The sequence below is a fragment of the Cocleimonas sp. KMM 6892 genome (assembly GCF_035798195.1).
Lineage (GTDB): Bacteria > Pseudomonadota > Gammaproteobacteria > Thiotrichales > Thiotrichaceae > Cocleimonas > Cocleimonas flava.
The window spans coordinates 517,260-534,822 of sequence record NZ_JAPFBV010000003.1; the positions used below are offsets into that span (position 1 = coordinate 517,260).

Annotated in this window: 18 protein-coding genes; 6 read left to right on the forward strand and 12 right to left on the reverse strand. The window is 40.8% G+C overall.

From position 1 onward, the window contains the following. Nucleotides 1-141: 141 nt before the first annotated feature. A complete protein-coding gene (locus OO007_RS11325; protein ID WP_325808883.1) occupies nt 142-1,161 on the forward strand; it encodes a peptidoglycan-binding domain-containing protein in 1,020 nt (339 codons plus the stop codon). Nucleotides 1,162-1,297: 136 nt separating this feature from the next. Here OO007_RS11325 and OO007_RS11330 read toward each other — a convergent pair whose 3' ends face one another. The 4 genes from OO007_RS11330 to ycaO all read right to left on the reverse strand — a co-directional run bounded on the left by OO007_RS11330 (nt 1,298) and on the right by ycaO (nt 5,804). Next, on the reverse strand, nt 1,298-1,579 hold the full coding sequence (locus OO007_RS11330; RefSeq protein ID WP_131907723.1) for a DUF1127 domain-containing protein: 282 nt from the start codon (nt 1,577-1,579) through the stop codon (nt 1,298-1,300). A 590-nt stretch (nt 1,580-2,169) separates the two neighbouring features. Continuing rightward, nucleotides 2,170-3,120, reverse strand: coding sequence for a transcriptional regulator GcvA (gene gcvA / locus OO007_RS11335; RefSeq protein ID WP_131907724.1), 951 nt, complete (start codon nt 3,118-3,120; stop codon nt 2,170-2,172). A gap of 70 nt (nt 3,121-3,190) precedes the next feature. Beyond that, nucleotides 3,191-3,844, reverse strand: coding sequence for a glutathione S-transferase (locus tag OO007_RS11340; protein WP_325808884.1), 654 nt, complete (start codon nt 3,842-3,844; stop codon nt 3,191-3,193). A 274-nt stretch (nt 3,845-4,118) separates the two neighbouring features. After that, entirely contained in the window at nt 4,119-5,804 is a 1,686-nt protein-coding gene (gene ycaO, locus OO007_RS11345; RefSeq protein WP_325808885.1) for a 30S ribosomal protein S12 methylthiotransferase accessory factor YcaO, read from the reverse strand. A 158-nt stretch (nt 5,805-5,962) separates the two neighbouring features. Between ycaO and OO007_RS11350 the strand changes: the two genes are divergently transcribed. The 3 genes from OO007_RS11350 (at nt 5,963) to OO007_RS11360 (ending at nt 7,895) form a co-directional block, all read left to right on the forward strand. Next, nucleotides 5,963-6,490, forward strand: a complete 528-nt coding sequence (locus OO007_RS11350) for an anti-sigma factor (RefSeq protein ID WP_325808886.1) — start codon at nt 5,963-5,965, stop codon at nt 6,488-6,490. A 154-nt stretch (nt 6,491-6,644) separates the two neighbouring features. Next, a complete protein-coding gene (locus OO007_RS11355; protein ID WP_325808887.1) occupies nt 6,645-7,355 on the forward strand; it encodes a hypothetical protein in 711 nt (236 codons plus the stop codon). 270 nt (nt 7,356-7,625) lie between these two features. Beyond that, nucleotides 7,626-7,895 carry a hypothetical protein gene (locus OO007_RS11360; RefSeq protein ID WP_131907729.1) on the forward strand — a complete coding sequence of 90 codons (270 nt, stop codon included), beginning with the start codon at nt 7,626-7,628 and terminating at the stop codon, nt 7,893-7,895. Here OO007_RS11360 and OO007_RS11365 read toward each other — a convergent pair. The 8 genes from OO007_RS11365 to OO007_RS11400 all read right to left on the reverse strand — a co-directional run bounded on the left by OO007_RS11365 (nt 7,892) and on the right by OO007_RS11400 (nt 14,636). After that, nucleotides 7,892-8,986, reverse strand: a complete 1,095-nt coding sequence (locus OO007_RS11365) for a phosphatidate phosphatase App1 family protein (RefSeq protein ID WP_325808888.1) — start codon at nt 8,984-8,986, stop codon at nt 7,892-7,894. The two genes, OO007_RS11360 and OO007_RS11365, sit on opposite strands and share 4 nt — an antisense overlap. Then, complete coding sequence (locus OO007_RS11370; RefSeq protein WP_325808889.1) at nt 8,983-10,266, reverse strand: dihydroorotase; 1,284 nt, start codon at nt 10,264-10,266, stop codon at nt 8,983-8,985. The genes OO007_RS11365 and OO007_RS11370 overlap by 4 nt, the downstream gene beginning before the upstream one ends. Nucleotides 10,267-10,268: 2 nt before the next feature. Then, complete coding sequence (locus OO007_RS11375) at nt 10,269-11,228, reverse strand: aspartate carbamoyltransferase catalytic subunit (RefSeq protein ID WP_325808890.1); 960 nt, start codon at nt 11,226-11,228, stop codon at nt 10,269-10,271. Between the two features lie 106 nt (nt 11,229-11,334). Next, complete coding sequence (gene pyrR / locus OO007_RS11380) at nt 11,335-11,862, reverse strand: bifunctional pyr operon transcriptional regulator/uracil phosphoribosyltransferase PyrR (protein WP_325808891.1); 528 nt, start codon at nt 11,860-11,862, stop codon at nt 11,335-11,337. Nucleotides 11,863-11,897: 35 nt separating this feature from the next. Beyond that, nucleotides 11,898-12,326 (reverse strand): Holliday junction resolvase RuvX, encoded by a 429-nt coding sequence (ruvX, locus tag OO007_RS11385; protein WP_325808892.1) that lies wholly within the window; start codon nt 12,324-12,326, stop codon nt 11,898-11,900. Nucleotides 12,327-12,338: 12 nt separating this feature from the next. Continuing rightward, nucleotides 12,339-12,953, reverse strand: a complete 615-nt coding sequence (locus tag OO007_RS11390; RefSeq protein ID WP_325808893.1) for a YqgE/AlgH family protein — start codon at nt 12,951-12,953, stop codon at nt 12,339-12,341. An 18-nt stretch (nt 12,954-12,971) separates the two neighbouring features. Further along, complete coding sequence (locus OO007_RS11395) at nt 12,972-13,853, reverse strand: energy transducer TonB (RefSeq protein ID WP_325808894.1); 882 nt, start codon at nt 13,851-13,853, stop codon at nt 12,972-12,974. A gap of 162 nt (nt 13,854-14,015) precedes the next feature. Further along, a complete protein-coding gene (locus OO007_RS11400) occupies nt 14,016-14,636 on the reverse strand; it encodes a DUF2058 family protein (RefSeq protein WP_325808895.1) in 621 nt (206 codons plus the stop codon). 129 nt (nt 14,637-14,765) lie between these two features. Here OO007_RS11400 and ppa point away from each other — a divergent pair, with 129 nt between their 5' ends. Continuing rightward, the gene (ppa, locus tag OO007_RS11405) at nt 14,766-15,302 is read left to right on the forward strand and encodes an inorganic diphosphatase (protein ID WP_131907738.1); all 537 of its coding nucleotides are present in this window, start codon (nt 14,766-14,768) and stop codon (nt 15,300-15,302) included. Nucleotides 15,303-15,559: 257 nt separating this feature from the next. Next, on the forward strand, nt 15,560-17,563 hold the full coding sequence (gene mrdA, locus OO007_RS11410; protein WP_131907739.1) for a penicillin-binding protein 2: 2,004 nt from the start codon (nt 15,560-15,562) through the stop codon (nt 17,561-17,563).

The window sequence follows — 17,563 nt, forward strand, 5'->3', positions numbered from 1 at the left end:
TGAAAAGTGAGCTTGTGACTTTTGTCACAAGATTTTCTCAATAGTTGTTTTACACTTTACGATCAACACTAACAATCCCCCAATAATTGTTATGCCATAGTTGTTAAAAAATACAGGTCTCAAGACCTAAAGCGAGGAAACATGCCAACGTATAATCCTTCTTTTATTACGCAACAGTATCTACATACTGCCAATTCACCCTTTCTCGACAAAGTTGTATTCACCATCGACCATTTACACGAAGGTGGCCCTGGAATTTACAGCACCTTCGATGTTGTGAAACATTTAGTGAGTAAACAGATACCGGTTACTATTTTTATCCAATGTTCTGACCCGCTCAATTTTTGTCCTGCTGAAAAAAGAATTGCGCAAAGTATTTACGACCTTGATCATAATCTTGTGTCACTTGGCGCGCATGCGCTTACTCGGGGCAATAGTCAGGCGAATCAAAGTAATAATCTGGATAAGATTAAAGATGTCATCGCGGATATCACCGGAGCTGAGCCCAGAATAATGTCTTATCATGGCAGTAATGCGGGTCCTGAAAATGGCATTAGTTATGCGGACATAACCTATGCAAGAGGTATTACAAGCGTTTGGTCTGATGCGTCAGCAGATAATCCGCTAAATACACCGGTAATGAATATCAATTCGGTGAATGCGGCGTATGATTTTATCCAGCAACGCAATGCTGCTAATTTATCTGCGACTTTATTTGTACATTCTGTGGAATTAACCAGTGGCTCCGTCAAAAAATTAACGTTTGATACGATTGTGGCAGACGTAATTGGCCGAAGACTTCAAGCGCTCCCTTATCTATCCGCAATGCAAAGTGATTATACAGGAACGCCCCCTACTCCCGGTCCTACGCAACCGATTGATCCTCCTCCAGGTGCACCGTGCCCATTAAGGCATTTTACCAATACTAAGATTACTCAATATTTACGAGTCAATAAGCGTGATGGTGTAAACGGTGTTTTTCAGGTTGCAGAACTACAACGTTTTCTTAATGAATTAGGCTTGGGCGCTGGAACCGCAGACGGTATTTTTGGATCAAATACCAAGCTTGCAGTGATAAGTTATCAGATTATAAAGGGACTAGGCCCTGATGGGATCGTTGGTGCAAATACTAGAGCATCGATTAATGCCTACTGCGATTAGACTGCCGCGAGTCTATTATGATGAACTACTTTGATGGTTAAGAAAAGAGCCCTACTTCAGGTTTCACTTTTTTCAGGCAAAAAAAAACCGCGAAGCAACACAATGCCCCGCGGTCCAAGGAGGAGTCGGTATTTAATTATGCAGCTTTAGATGGGCTCGGCATAATTGGTGTTTGGTCTGCAGCTGTTTCTGTATCATTCGTTGCTGCTTTGAAGTGTGAAACATTGTCAGGAATAATGTGTGACTGTGCTTCTTCACGCCATGGGTATCCGCTTGCACCTAGCTTTAAAAGCTCTCTTGAAACACCTAGATCTGCTAGTTGTCTGTCAGATAGCAATGATAATTCTTGTGCTGTGCGAGCATATCCAGATAACAGGAATGCTTCGTTTATATTTTTTAATACATTCTTGATATTCATTTGTTATACCTCTTGGAGTATATTGCGTTTTTTAATAAGAAAGGCTTTTTGCCCTTCGACAATTGAATATTAGAGTTTTACCATACTCTTCACAAGAGACTTAAAATCAACTCAATGGTTAGTTTTTCTAACCAAAAACGTCATTTACATAAATTTTAGGCAAAAAAAACCGCGAAACAACACAATGTTTCACGGTCCAAGGAGGAGATGGTAATAATCACGCAGTTTTAATAATTACTGCATAATTGAAATTTGTTTACTGAATTTATGTTAATCTTCGAAAACTTGTTTTAGTCCTCATTAACACTTATCAGTGTAATCTTCCGAACAAGCTGTCTTGTCGTCCGATGAGTGAATATTAGAGTTCTCTGAGTTTGTTCACAAGCGACTAAAAATCAACCTACTGGTTAGTTTTGATAACCAATGATGATTTATGGTGATGAGGGATATGTCTGTAGCCGCCGTTGTAGCGGTCTTTTCTTCTGGTGGTTATTATTTTTATCGTTTGTTTATTGCGTTGATATTAAGCACTATTGGGAGGAGATTTATACTGATTTACCCAGATTTAGGTTTGTTTAGGTTTCTTCAGCTTAGTTATCTTGGTCCAGCTTTGCTTCTTCAAGTATCCATTCGATAAAAGCATCAACCGCATGACGGTTAGAATCCATCGATTCTGGTCGAATGACATAATACGAACGTTCTAACGGGAGACTTAAATCAAAAGGCTGACACAGTCTGCCTGCTTCGATATCGCTTCTAGCCAGCATCTCAATGCCCATTAACACACCTTGTCCATCAATGGCGGCATCCATCGCTAGCGATACATGATTAAAACGTAAGCCACGATCCACCTTAACTCCTGTGACACCGGCATGTTTTAACCAGGGTTTCCATTCTGGTCGACCTTTATAGTCAGTATTATCGTGAAGCAAGGTATGAAACTTAAGATCTTCTGGTGTTTTCAGTGGCTTATCAGGATTATTGAGTAAATCTGGGCTACACATGGGTATGGCTTTCACCGAGAATAACTTATCAACGGCACAACCGGGATAATTTCCAGAACCAAAGCGTATCGCCACATCAACATTATTCGCGCGAAAGATCTCTTCCATGGAGACATTGCCATCTTCGGCGTCAACCAATCCGGTTGTGCCACTGATTTGCATATCGATCTCTGGATATTTTAACGAGAAGCTGTGCAAGCGCGGCACTAACCACTTTGATGCAAATGAGGGTGCCATCCAGACAGTAAGATTTTCATTAGTCTGGTGAGAGCTCATCAAATGCACTGCATCCGATAGATTATTAAAACCTTCCCGTAGCTTTGGCAAAGCTGCTTCAGCCGCTGGGGTCAAAGCGATAGAACGCGTTTGACGATGAATTAACTGGAACCCCAGATAATCTTCAAGGTTTTTTATTTGATGACTTACTGCAGCTCTGGTGACGTATAACTCGTTGGCTGCCTTAGTGAAACTCTTAAGTCGTGCGACTGCTTCAAAAGTTCTTAAAGCAGTTAAAGGTGGGAGGTGCGATGTCGGCATGAATTGCTAATAATGAATTAATTCAATGAAGTATAGGACACCCCCCCACTTTCAACCACTTTTTATACAATTAAACTTCATCTAACGCTATGATTTGCGTTTCCTGTTTGCCAGCTGCGACCCATTCCTGCATAAATTTGTTGCTTGATACATGCTCTGCGTACTCTGCGGCAAAGCCCGATAGCTTCACATCATAACCCTGCAAGCGCATAACAACCGGCGCATACATGGCGTCGACGCCGCTAAATTCCCCCATTAACCATGGGCCTTTTACCGTCGCATTTTGCCTACAATAATCCCACAACGCATAAATACGCTGAATATCGGCTTTAACATCATCGTTGATTGGGTAATCGGGAAAGTGTTTTCTCAGATTCATTGGCAATGCATTTCTTAACGCAAAGAAACTCGAGTGCATTTCTGCGGCGGTTGATCTGGCGATTGCTCTGGCTTTCGCATCTGTTGGCCAACCGTGCTTTTCCGGGAATTTATCTGCGACATACTCAATAATCGCCAAGGTATCCCAGATTTGTAAATCCTCATCAAGCAACACCGGCACTTTGTCATTGGAAAAATAGGGACTTAAAATATCGTTGGTATCGTCTTCAAACAGGAATACTAATTTTTCCTTAAACTCCACATCAAGGTTCTTTAGAAAAAACCATGGGCGCAACGACCACGTGGAATAGTTTTTATTACCGATAATTAGTTCTAGATTACTCATGTGCATTTCCTTTGGTGACTGTACTAATGTTATTTAAATAGTTTTTTAAATAGTTATGTAATTAGTTGCTTGAAACATTGAAAGCCACTTTATCAATAACAGGTGCTATTGGATATTCACTCTTTCTGATCGCAGTATTCGCAATAGGTGATTGCATCTTTAATTCCTTAATTCCAAACGTCATTCCTCTCATCACAAAAAAAGCCCTGTAAGTAGGGGGGTGGCTTTTGATGTTTATAAGCTCAACACCATCTAAAACTAAATATAGAGAACGCTACAGAACCTTACGATATGCATCAACTAATGACTCATGCATTTCCCAGTCACTTTCTAAGGGAAAGATATCTTCACCATCAATCAATGCCAATGCATCATTTAATACGCTTTTGCTGTAAAGCTTAGCCAATGAATTTGAATAATTAACCATGCCATCTAGTTGCAATAAAGTGTCGATACACTGGTAGACCTTTAAGCGCGCGGGGTTAATCTGTTTGTAATGCAACAGCCATTCACAGCCTTCTTGAATGCGTTCGTTGTCCTGACATTTAAGTGCCAGCAAGGTGATTAATTCGGTTACGCACAAATCTGCGAAAATACTATCAGCATCTGCAGGGTAGCCAATGAGAGTGGCTACGAGGTATTGGTCTTCCAGATTTAAATCTTCAATCGCTTCAATCAATGCTTCGCATTCTGCCACTGTTTTGTGCTTTTTCAGGATGGCTTTTCGAATATCAATTCCTGCATTATTATTTTCCCAAACCAGGTTTTCTCTGGGGTAAACCTCTGACATACCGGGCACCAGAATTCGACAGCAAGGCACTCCCAGCTCTTGATAATCTGCGACATAGATATCGTTACCTTGCTGATGAATCAAGTCACAAAGGTCTTCGAATGTTTTGTCAGTGTTTTGATTATTATCCCAATCCACAAATTCATAATCTGCTTTATTCTGCAAAAACTGCCAACTCATCATGCCACTCGCGTCGATAAAGTGCGCTTCAAGGTTTTGGGGGCTTGCGACTTCATCCAGATCGAAACCGGCTTCGGTAAAGTTTTTTAATTTATCCAGTTCCCGATTTTTCAGTAATTGCAATATTGCCTGCTCTAGCGCACGCCCAAACTGTGTTTGCGCGCCAAAACTTGCGCAAACACCCTGATTTTCAGGTTTTAGCAAAGTGACGGCGACAACGGGATATTTTCCACCTAACGATGCATCTTGAATCAAAAGAGAAAAACCTGCGTGTTCTATCTCTTTGATATTTTTTTGGATATTCGGGTATCTGTCGAGCACACTATCAGGAATATCGGGCAGTGAGACTCCTTCGGCGACAACCTTAAATTTCACAAAATTTTCGAAGATTTTAGTTAACGCTTGAATTCTCGCTTCAACAAGCGAATCCCCTACTGATATGCCATTGCTGGCATAGAGATTGTCGATAATATTAATCGGAAAGTAGATCGACTCTTGCGTTTTCTCACACACAAAAGGCAGGCAACAGATTCCTCTATTGCGATTAGCTGAATTAGCATCAATCAGTTTATTCGCATCTAACTCACCATTAGAATTGTAAAAGTCTTGCAGTTCTTCATTCAAAACGCCCTCTGGCCACGATCCACTAGTGTTCGTTTCGAACCAGCGTTCATTTTTATAATGTACGTGTTTGCTATTAGAGATTTCATCCCCAAGATAGTAATCTGCCCAAAAGTAATGTGTAGAAAGGCGTTCGAAGAATTCCTTCAAGGCACTGGCTAAAGCCGCTTGTTTTGATGCGCCCTTTCCATTGCTAACCAACAACGGACAGTCTTGGTCTTTAATATTTACTGACCAAACATTAGTAATAGGATTTGACCAGGATTGCTGCTGGATATGAAAATCCATTGCTGCCAATTTTTTTTGCATAAAGACAATAGAATCTTCTAGTCCGGCGTCTTTATTTAAAACATGAGTTTGGGAAGGCATAATTTTTTTAGTCTACTTTTGGTCTATTATTAATTATCACGTCGATAAATGAATCTATTACAGGAAAATATCAGTATTAATACAGGACAGGGATGCATCACAAATAATCCCACCATGCATTTTACAAGATAGACATCAGGAATTAGCAGGAAATTTAGTTGAACACCCAAATTAAAACCTCAAACAGAACCAGTCTGCCCTTATGGTTCCTAGTATTGCTTACTGCAGCGCTGATCTTTGCGATTAGCCAGATAGGTGTTAGTGCCTATAAAAAAATGCAGATTAAAGACCCAGAGGTTAAAGCTGAGATATCCCAGATTCAATCCAGAAAAGAATTACTGCTGTTGCAGCCTAATGTCGTGAATACCAACTGGTTAAGAACACTCAACCCTTTGATGAAAAATGTCGAGGGAAGTATTGTGTGGAGTGGCGCGTTACAACAAGGTGTTGTTGAATTTATCAATTTACCAAAAATTAAAGACAACCAATATTATCAGTTATGGGTTCATGACTTGGCAGAGGCGAGCAATCAGGCAAGTTTGGTCTCGGTATTTAAAAGCCCAAAAGACAAAGAACTGTTGATGTCATTTGACACCATTAAGATTAAATCTCCCTATAAATTTGAATTGGTGTTACACACGGAAGGGGAAACGACCAACCAACCCTTGCTACTAGCCCAGCCTTAATTCTTACTTAAGTTCTTTCTCCATACGTTCTCCATTCTTTCTCTTTTAAACACTTTCCTGTAAACGCTATATTTCCTTGTATATATTCCTTTGGGCGAAACAAGCTTTATAATTGATTGCGAATATTCTCTGAAGTCGACGACTAAACACAATCATGACTGATAACACCGAACCTAAAACCTCTGGCCTGGAATTTACGGAAGCTTCTGAATCCCGCGATTTTCTTAAGCAACAGCTGGATCAGAAACAAGCGCAACTGCTTCAATTAAAACCTGATTGTGATCCATTGGAACGCGCACACTTACAACATGAAATAGCAGAAATCATGCTAGATTCTGGTGGTAACGGAATGCCTGAAGCAGCATGGGGCCTGGCAAAAGAATCTTTTTTGATCTACATGAAACACGATCAATTTGAAGACGCAGTCCATGCTCTCGATGCGCTTTATCGTACCGATTTACCTGGCTCTGTTATCGCCTTAGGACATGCAATGTGGCTATCTGTAACCTACCCCATTGATCCTGAATTAAGTATTGTGATGATGAAAAATCTGGTCGATGATACGCCTGATAAGTCTGATGGCGCGGCAGTTGCAGCAGCAACAGCGCATTATATTGCTGACCTTCGACTAGAGGGAGAAAAGCGCGATAGTGTAATGTTTTTAACCACCAATATGATTGCCAAGGTTGCTGAAAGACACAGCAATGTCACGGATCAAGGTCAGTTAAACTTCTGGATGGACAAGCTTGAATTGAATGATCCTAATCTGTTTTTGCCAAAGCTAGCTCAAGTGATTGATGCAATTGTTGCTGGAGATTGGTGGTTTGATAAAGACGAGCTTCGTGCAAAACTTCCGGTTAATTAATCTATCACGCTAAGATCTAGAATCGCCTTGCAAGCGAACTAGTCCTAAACTCATGGTAAGTAGGGGGCTGGCTTTCAATTTTTATAAACCGTTGAAACTTATAGATAGTTATTTGTTGGCCAAGCAATAAGAATCACTAATCTGCCATATATTACCGTTAGTTATCAGCATCTAAGCCACTATCTGATGATATATACCTCAAATCTGCTTTCTCTATGAATAGCTTATGTGCAAGATTATATTTAATCAAAAATTACTTTGGTTAAATTTATGTTTAAAAAATATGCGCTTATATTATCTGTTTTGACCCTTTTCATCGCTTCTTTTAATGCCTCAGCTTGTGACGACAAAGCCTGTGAGAGCGCTTATTTAGCTGAAACCAAGCGCTATGTTGAAAATCAAATTCGCAGAGCTGAAGCCACTAAAGCGGAGCGACATGCTTATTCCAAGAATAGACAACGTCGTGCTTACGCATTATATGTACACATTCACTTTATGCTATTTGGCAGTGATCTGGATGAGAAACCAAACCGAATCTAGTTGAGCGCCTGCATGTTACTCTCTTCGTCATTCACTATTCGCCAGATGGTTCCTGGTACTTCAGCAAACGTTGTTTGAAAACGAGTTTCATCCAAGTCTGAGCCAGGTACGGCTCTAATCATAATCCGCTTTATATTGCCCTCAAACTCATTATAGATTTCAGCATATATTTCAGGATCATGCTCACCACTATCCCCAATCAAAATAAATTGATGTGCTGGGTACTTTTGTAGAATAGTGCGAATCTTTTCAAGTTTGTATTCTTTGGAAGACTGCAAAAATTTTATAATGCTTGAATCTTTTAATCGAAAGTCTCTCAGCGAAAAACTTCCGGAAGGATAATGCTGTTCCATAAAAGGTTTCAAACTGGGATATATTTGCCAGGGAGACGCTGAAACATAATGGAAGTACGCACCCTGATTTGCCAAGTCTTGATAGAATTCAGGCATATTGGGCGTGGTTTGATATTCTTCTAAAAACGTATTGCGTATCAACGCCCTCTTATCCAGAACCTCACTGATTTTAATAGTATCGTCGATATCAGAAATAACACTTAAGCCAGTTTCTGGTATTAACTGAGTTGCCCCCATAAACTCCTGAGTCGATTCATGCTCAGACAAGGCTTTATACTTGAGCCACTTTTTCTGAGTAGAGGATTTGGGGATATATATCGTGGTTTTCCCATGCCCATTAGCAGCACTTGTGTTTAAAGTATGAATGTTGTCTTGTGGTGAAGCAGTATCGGACAAGCCTTCAACAACAATATCGAGTTTCTTATTTCTTTCGTTATCAACAATAAACCACATGACTCTTTTCTTAAAAATCTCTGAATTAGCCTGCTCTTCAGAAATATCTAAGGATTCTGCAAATTCAGTCAATAGTTTATGAGTGAGTTTACGAAGAATCGATTTTTCTTCTTTTTCAAAGACCCATTGATGTATCGGCACTTCCCACTGCAGATCACTATTAAGGTGCGCAGCCGTTGGAAAGAAAATGACGGTTTCATCTGACTTTAAAGGGCTACCGTTAGCAACCGCCGAGCCCAGAATAAAAAGGCCAGAAATAGCCTTTTTAATAACTGCACTTATCATAAAGAGAAGACAGTTTTACCTTTAACAAAAGTCTGTGTGGTTTTTCCATTAAAACCCCAGCCAGTAAAGGGTGAATTCTTACCTTCACTTATCATATCCGTAGGATCCAATTGCCAGAAATATTCTGGATCGAATATGCTGAGGTCAGCAGGTTGGCCCGCCGACAATGTTCCTGCCTTAATACCTGCAAGCTCTGCTGGATTATGCGTTATATAAGAGATCGCCTGAGAAAGGGTTAACACTTTTTCTTCTACGAGACGCATCACTAGTGGTAACAATGTTTCGAAAGCTGAAATCCCTGGATCGGTTTCTTCAAAAGGAGCTAATTTAGCATCAATTTCATGCGGCTGATGGTCTGAACAAATTGCATCAATCACGCCTGCTGAAATCGCACCACGCAAGGCATCACGATCTCTTTCAGATCTTAAAGGCGGTATCGTATGACACAGTGGGTTGTAGTCTGCCACATCCATTTCAGTCAAAAATAACTGGTGAGCTGCAACATCGGCTGTTACAGGCAAACCATCCTGTTTGGCCTTGGTAAGCATTTCAATACTATCTGCACTTGAAAGTCTGCAAAAATGTACGGGGCAATTCGTCTGTTTAATTAAAATCAGAATCTGTGCCATTCCAACCGTTTCGGTGGCGACAGGAATTGGATGAATGCCCAATCGTGTAGAAAGCGCACCTTCATGCATACCTCCATTCATCATTAATGAATGTTCAATGGGGTGTAAGAATAAAGGTAACTCGTAGGTAGCCGCATATTCCATCGCTTTTCGCAGTGTTGCCAGGTTTTGAATAGGCTGGTGACCCTGACTCAAACCGACACAGCCAACATATTTTAGGCTTCCCATGTGGCTAAGCTGTTCCCCTTTTAAGCCTTGAGTTAAAGAACCGATAACACTGACACGAGCAAAACCCGCTTGCTTCGCCTTACTTTTAATTAATTTTACGGTAGCGCCACTATCAATCGGTGAATTGGTTTCTGGCATACAACAGATGCGAGTAATCCCGGCACTGACCGCGCTATAAGTCTCAAAGGCAATACGCGTTTTATTCTCTTGACCGGGCTCACGTAAATAAGCACTTAGATCAACAATTCCTGGCAATATCCACTGGCCTTCTGCATCAATCACATGATCAGCATCGAAATCTGGATCAATATCTGTACCGATGCCACTAATTTTTCCTCTGGAAATTGCTATATCTGCGATCTCATCGATATCGTTTGCAGGGTCTATAATTCTGCCGTTTTTAATAAGTGTGAATTTACTCATTTTTACACCCCCCCACTTTCAGCGCGTGAGCCGAGCACCATCGACATAACTGCCATTCGAACAGCAACCCCATTTGTGACTTGCTGGAGTATCACCGATTGAGGTCCATCGGCAACGCGAGAATCGATTTCGACGCCACGATTAACAGGTCCGGGATGCATCACAATCGCATCTGGCTTGGCCAGATTTAAGCGCTCTTCAGTCAAGCCATAACGAGCATAAAATTCTCTGACCGATGGGAGTAGCGCGGTATTCATTCGTTCATGCTGAAGGCGTAACATGATAACTACATCAACACCTTTAATGCCTTTTTCGATATTGGTGTAGGTGCTTACACCCATTTCTTCTATCCTATCTGGCATCAAGGTTTTAGGAGCGATTAGCCTGATTTCACCCGCACATAAAGTAGTAAGAGCATGTATTTGTGAACGAGCGACTCTGGAATGTTTTATGTCTCCGACAATAGCGACTTTTAGCGGAGTAAAATCACCTTTATGCTGCCTGATGGTCAACATATCGAGCATCGCTTGAGTCGGATGAGCATGTCTGCCGTCACCGGCATTTATCACCCCGATATGCGGCGCACAGTATTTGGCTATAAAATGAGGTGCACTACTACTTTGATGTCTGACTACAAACATATCGCAGTTCATTGCTTCTAGATTTCTTATGGTATCCAGTAAGCTTTCACCTTTCGCGGTAGCTGAGTTTCTTATATCCAAATTGATCAGATCTGCAGATAGCCTTTTTGCGGCGAGCTCAAAAGTTGTTCTGGTACGCGTGGAATTTTCAAAGAAAAGATTCATTACCGTTTTGCCCCTTAACAAGGGTGCCTGGACTTGTTTTTTTCCGGGTAGTGAAACGAATTGCTCTGCACGATCTAGAATTTCTTCGAGTAATAAAGGAGGGAGCCCTTCTACAGTTAGAAAGTGTTTAAGTTTGCCATCTGCAGTGAGTTGCATTGATGATGGTAATGGACCGGGGGTAATGATATCTCTATTCTCTTATGTTAGTTAGAGGAACTATCAAAACATTTGCTAGCTCCAAACAATGTTAACTAAAAGCGAACTAGCTAATGTCTCGATTTATAACGCTAAGCTCTAATTTATCATCAGCTTTACTTAGCTTAAAATAACTTTCTGGCGTCATTTCCTGTTTAAAACCGACAACTTGAGCTTCAATAGGTAATTCTCGATGTCCTCTATCAATCAGTACGGCTAAAGTAATGCTAGCGGGTCGACCAAAATCGAAGAGTTCATTCATTGCAGCTCGTATTGTTCGACCTGTATATAGTACATCATCCACTAGAATGATATGTTTATTTTCCAAACTGAAGGGTAATTTTGAAGGCTTGATTTGAGGGTGCAAACCAATTCTACTGAAGTCATCACGATAAAAGCTGATATTTAATTTTCCCAGTGGTTCTTCAATCTCTAGTAACTCATGAAGTTTTTCTGCAACCCAAACACCCGCAGAATGAATGCCTACCATTACAGGAGCCTCTGGGCTATTTTTTAACGCAGTTTCACGCAATTCCTGTGACATCTTTGTTAACAATTCATCAACGTTATAGTTCTTCTGATCTTTATCTATCATCGTGTTTTATTATCTACAATAGTGGTTTTATTGGCTTACCTGTAAGCATTTTTCTGCATCCAGTTTTCTAAAATTATTGCCGCTGCAATTTTATCAACTTCATCTTTAGTGACCTTCTTCTTTCTGCCACTTTGTCTAAGTTGTTTTAATCTCGCTGCTGCTTCAATTGAAGTGAATTGTTCATTTTCCTGATCTACTTTGAGATTATAACGTCCTTGAAGTTGATTACAAAAACGCTCAATTCGCTTTTTTATAGGATTTTCAGTTTCATCTAACGTCATTGGAAGTCCAACGACTAACTGTTCTGGTTTCCATTCTTGGATTAAATGAGTAATGCCTTCCCAATCGGGGCGCTCATCTTTGCTGATTAGCGTACATTCTGGCGTAGCTGAGCCGGTGAGTGTATTGCCTACCGCAACACCAGTTCTTTTCAAACCAAAATCAAATGCAAGTATTACAGACAATAGAAATAGTCCTTAATCATGTCCTGCGGCATCGCTAATGAGATTTACATCAAAGCCGAGTGTATCCGCAGCACCTTGCCAACGGTCTGCATAAGGCATATCGAAGATGATTTTTTTATCGGCGGGGCAATTTAGCCAGGAGTTTTCTTTGATTTCAGTTTCTACTTGCCCGGGAGCCCAGCTTGCGCAGCCCAGTGCTAACAGGTAGTTTTCAGGGCCATCACCTTTTGCGATATCTTCAAGTATATCTCTGGAAGCGGTCACCGCTAAATCGTTACAGATTTCCAGGGTGTTTTCCCACTTACGCTGAGTATCGTGAATGACGAAACCTTGCTCGACTTGTACAGGACCACCACGAAGTGCCAGCATGTTTTTATCAGGAAAGTTTTCAGTAGAGATATCAAGTTGACCGAAAAGCTCATCAACGGTTATTTCAATGGGCCGATTAATAGTTAGCCCAAGACAGCCTTCATCGTTGTGCTGGCATATCAGCGTGACTGAATGCTCAAAGTAAGGGTCAGCCAATGCAGGCATGGCAATAAGTAACTGGCTTTGAAGAAAGCTATCACTTTGATTGCTGCTAGTGTCTTTTGTAGCGACTGTATCCTTGGTCTCGTTATCATCCATCAATTAATCATACCTGATTTAATTAGATGAGAATACGCCTTTACTGCCGCCTTTTTTATGAAAAACGATAGTTCTAGTTATATTCAATCGATCATACTTTTTGCGAATTTCTTTCGGCAACGGTTCATAAGGAGCAGCTAGTTTCACAATCTTCAAAGCTGCATCGTCAAGGACTTTTGAGCCAGAAGAAACGGATATCTGAATTTCTACCACTCTGCCAGCACGATCAAGTGTGGTATTTAAAATCAAGGTACCACTCAGACTTAGATCCAGTGCTTTTTGTGGGAAGTTGATATTACCTATACGTTCCAGCTTTTTAGACCAGGTATAAATATATTCTGCTTCAACCGTTCCTTTGGCACTTAATGAATCGATAAAGTGGATTCTTGGACGCTTCGCAAAACGTTCTTCCTGTTGACTCATTTCAGCCATCAATTTAGCAATGGCTAGTGTTTGCTCCGAATTATCAACAATGGTCTTAACGGGTTCTTCTTGTGGTTGCTCTTCTGGAAGCTTTTGAATAAATTTATTCGTCTGACCCTTGGTCGTTAGGATTTGCGGCTCAGGCTTGGGTGTAACTTCGGCGATATTTTTTTCTGAAGTGACAATCTCATCCCCATTTTCAAGGTTTTCCTCTTGTGCAGCCAGCGGACTTTTCAATCGACTCTTTTCGTCCTCACTACCGCTACCTTGTTGATTGCTGTTCGCCATGAAGTCAACTTTATCAGGTGCTTTCACATCCTGCGGCATAACCATGGTTACATCAAATGTAGGCGAAGGTGGAGACTCTGGAAACTGCGGAGGTTTGAAACCCATAGCGTATAATCCGGCATGTAATAACAAGGAAACCGGTATTGTAAAAAGCAGAGGATCTTTACCAAAAATTTTTATAGAAGACATAAGTATTAGTAATTATTATTGTATTTATTTTAAACAACTTGCCCCACGGTATGAAACCGAATGTTAACTATAACATAAAAAAAATTTAATTGCGATGACAACTAACCGTCAACCATACAACGACTAATGAGCATTTCTGTGTATGACTCATACTTTACTGCATTACTCTTCTGGCTTTGTTTCCACAATACTGGCTTCCACGGTCTTAGTTTCCTCAGTCTGTACTTCTGCGCTATCGGCTGAATCATCGTCAGTAGCGACTATCACAATTTTATTCGGGTTTAATGCGGTAATCTCTTTTGCTATTTCAATAGGAATTAAACTGCGTTTACCACCTAGAAAAGTAATAGCCAAGCTACCATCAGCGAGTTCTTGCTGCTGCTCTTCTGTGACAAACAAATATTTTATTGTGGTTCCTACGACAAAATTGTAACGAATATCTGCTGCTTCATCGTTTTTAAGGTTCTCAGTAATCAGCTTATTGATTTTGCCGTTTGTTTCTTTTTTGATTCTCTCTGCTTCTTGCTTCTTTTTTAGCGCAGCTTGTTTTTCATTTCTTTCAAGCGCTGAACGCTCTTTATAAAACTGTTCTAAATCAGACACTTCTCTCTTCTGCTTTTGTGATGATGCAGACTTTCTATTTGAAACAGGCTTCTGTTTCGCCTTAGGATTATTCCTATTTCCAGTAAATTTCTTTTTTGGTTTTGGCTTTTCTGCTGCCTTCTTTACTTGATCTTCAGTAACAAGGCCGGCCTTCAATAATTGGTCGCTAAGTGAACTCATAATCTATCTTTAGGTTTTTATATTATTGAGAATCATAATATAGGTTCTATTTAATTCCTATACTGTTTGTCAAACTCTCTGTGGCCGTTATAATGCGCCGTAATTTAAATCGCGATACGGAATACCTCTATGAACATTGATAATATTGAAATAGGCAGTAACTACCCTGAAGAAGTTAATGTAATTATTGAAATACCTGCAGAATCTTCACCTGTAAAATACGAAATTGAAAAGGATAGTGGCGCACTATTTGTTGACCGTTTCATGCAGGCACCTATTTTTTACCCTGCCAATTACGGATTTATTCCGCATACATTAGCTGAAGATGGCGATGCTATGGATGTACTTGTTGTGACACCTACTCCATTAATTCACAACTGTGTTATCGCTGCACGTCCTGTTGGAATTCTTGAAATGACTGACGAAGCGGGTAAAGACTCTAAAGTTCTTGCCGTACCTGCTAGAGGCTTGCACTCTGCATCAGATCATTTACAAAGCTACACAGACCTACCACCATTATTACTAGAGCAAATCGAGCATTTCTTTGAGTACTACAAAGTTATGGATAAAGACAAGTGGGTTAAGCTTGATGGTTGGAATGATGCAGATGCAGCTAAACAAGCAATCCTGGACAGCATTAAAATGTTCAACGACGATAAAGGTTAACAAAGGTTAATTACAATACTTGGCTTTTTTGTATAAAATACCAACACGCGGGTATAAATACACTAAAAAGCATGCGTAGCAATTATGCTCGGTGAATCATCTATGTGATTCACCGTTTGCTATTGGGTTTTGATTTTCATAAGTTCTGCTTCAATTAACGCTTTGATAATGAAAAAAACTCATATAAGCCGGGGGGTGTGATTAGATCACACCAAAATAGATAAAAGCAGCTCTGCTGTCGGGTTCAAAGAGTATTAATGGAAAAGCGTGTAACAGTCAAAAGTGAACGTGAAGAGTATCGCCTCTTTCGCTCACGCGCTATTGTAGCGGCAGCTTTAGTCTTTATTGGGCTTAGCTTAGTCTTCATTAGACTGATCTTCCTGCAAGTAAATAGTTACGAACACTACACAATTCTCTCTAAAGAAAATTACCAAAAACGCATACCCACCCCCCCAGTTAGAGGCCTTATTTACGACCGAAACGGCGTATTACTTGCCGATAATCACATTGAATATGTCCTTGAAGCGGCAGAAGATGACGTAAAGGACATGGACAGGAAGCTGAAACGCCTGATGCAGTTGCTTCCAATCACTCCGCAAGAAATAAAAAAATTCAAACAAAAGTTGCGTGTTAACTCTCGCTTTCAACCCGTTGTGTTACGCAAAAACTTAACAGAAAAAGAAACCGCTATATTCTCTGCGAATAGATTTCGCTTTCAGGGTTTTAATGTCAGCGTTCGTATGAGACGCAATTACCCGCTTGGCTCAACAGCAGGTCACTTGATTGGCTATGTCGGTCGCATCGATAAAAAAGACCTAGAAAAATTAGACAAGAAAAATTACAAAGGCACGACGCATATTGGCAAGCTCGGCATTGAAAAACAATACGAAGATCGATTGCACGGCAAGGCTGGATACGAATTAACAGAAGTCGATGCGCACGGAAAACCTCAGCTCAAACTAGATGAGAAAGCCCCGATCACGGGTGAAGATTTGTTTCTTAGTATCGACCTTGAGCTGCAATTAAAAGCTGAAGAATTATTAGCTGAGCACAATGGTGCTGCTGTCGCGATCGACCCAAGAAATGGCGAAATATTGGCGATGGCAAGTATGCCAGCATTCGATCCCAACCTATTCGTGAATGGGATAAGCTATGCTAACTATAATGCCTTAAGAGACGATATTGATCGTCCGCTATACAATCGAGCACTACAAGGCTCCTACCCTCCTGGTTCGACCATCAAGCCTATGGCAGGTTTAGTCGGACTAAGTGCAGGCGTAGTTACACCTACCAGCTCGGTTTACGGCAGAGGCTTCTATCAAATCCCAGGCAATAAACACAGGTTCAGGTGTTGGAAAAAAGCAGGACACGGCAACATCAGCCTGAATCGCGCTATTTATCAATCCTGTGATGTTTACTTCTACGATCTTGCATTCCGAATGGGCATTAAACGTTATTCTGATGCAATGAAGCGCTTTGGCTTCGGCAGTCGATTAGGAATCGATCTACCTCATGAAGGTACTGGCATCATGCCTTCTGCTGAGTGGAAGAGAAAACGCTACGACAAATTTTGGTACCCGGGAGATACGGTTAACACGGGTATTGGCCAAGGGTATTTTACGGCAACACCTTTACAATTAGCATTTGCGACAGCCACCATGGCAACGCACGGCCGTAAGTTCAAACCTCATGTTTTAAGAGCAACGCGCGTATCAAGAAATCTTCCACCTAAAATTGTCACCCCTGAAAAACTACCTTCAGTAGGCGTAACAAAACTTCGTTACTGGGATGATGTCATACGAGGCATGGTAAATGTAGTGCACGGAGAGCATGGCACCGCGAGAAGATCAGGCGCGGGTGCGAAGTACCGATTTGCAGGTAAAACAGGTACAGCACAAGTCTTTGGCATTGCTCAAAACAAAGAATATGACGCGGCAAAACTCAAGAAAAAACTGCATGACCATGCTTTATTTGTAGCATTTGCACCGGTCAATAACCCTCGCATTGCATTAGCCGTTATTGCAGAAAATGCAGGTGGCGGTAGTAAGGTAGCAGCCCCCATTGCCAGACAACTGTTAGACACTTATTTACTAACACCACAACAAAAAGAAGAAATAAGTGAACAAAACAAACCAAAAGAGTCTGATGAATCACCATCATTGATGAATATAAACAAATTGAAAAAGAAAAAAGAGCTGGAAAGAAAACTTAAACGGGAAATTCAAATCAATAGCCCGCTAACTACAGCACCGAGAACATAA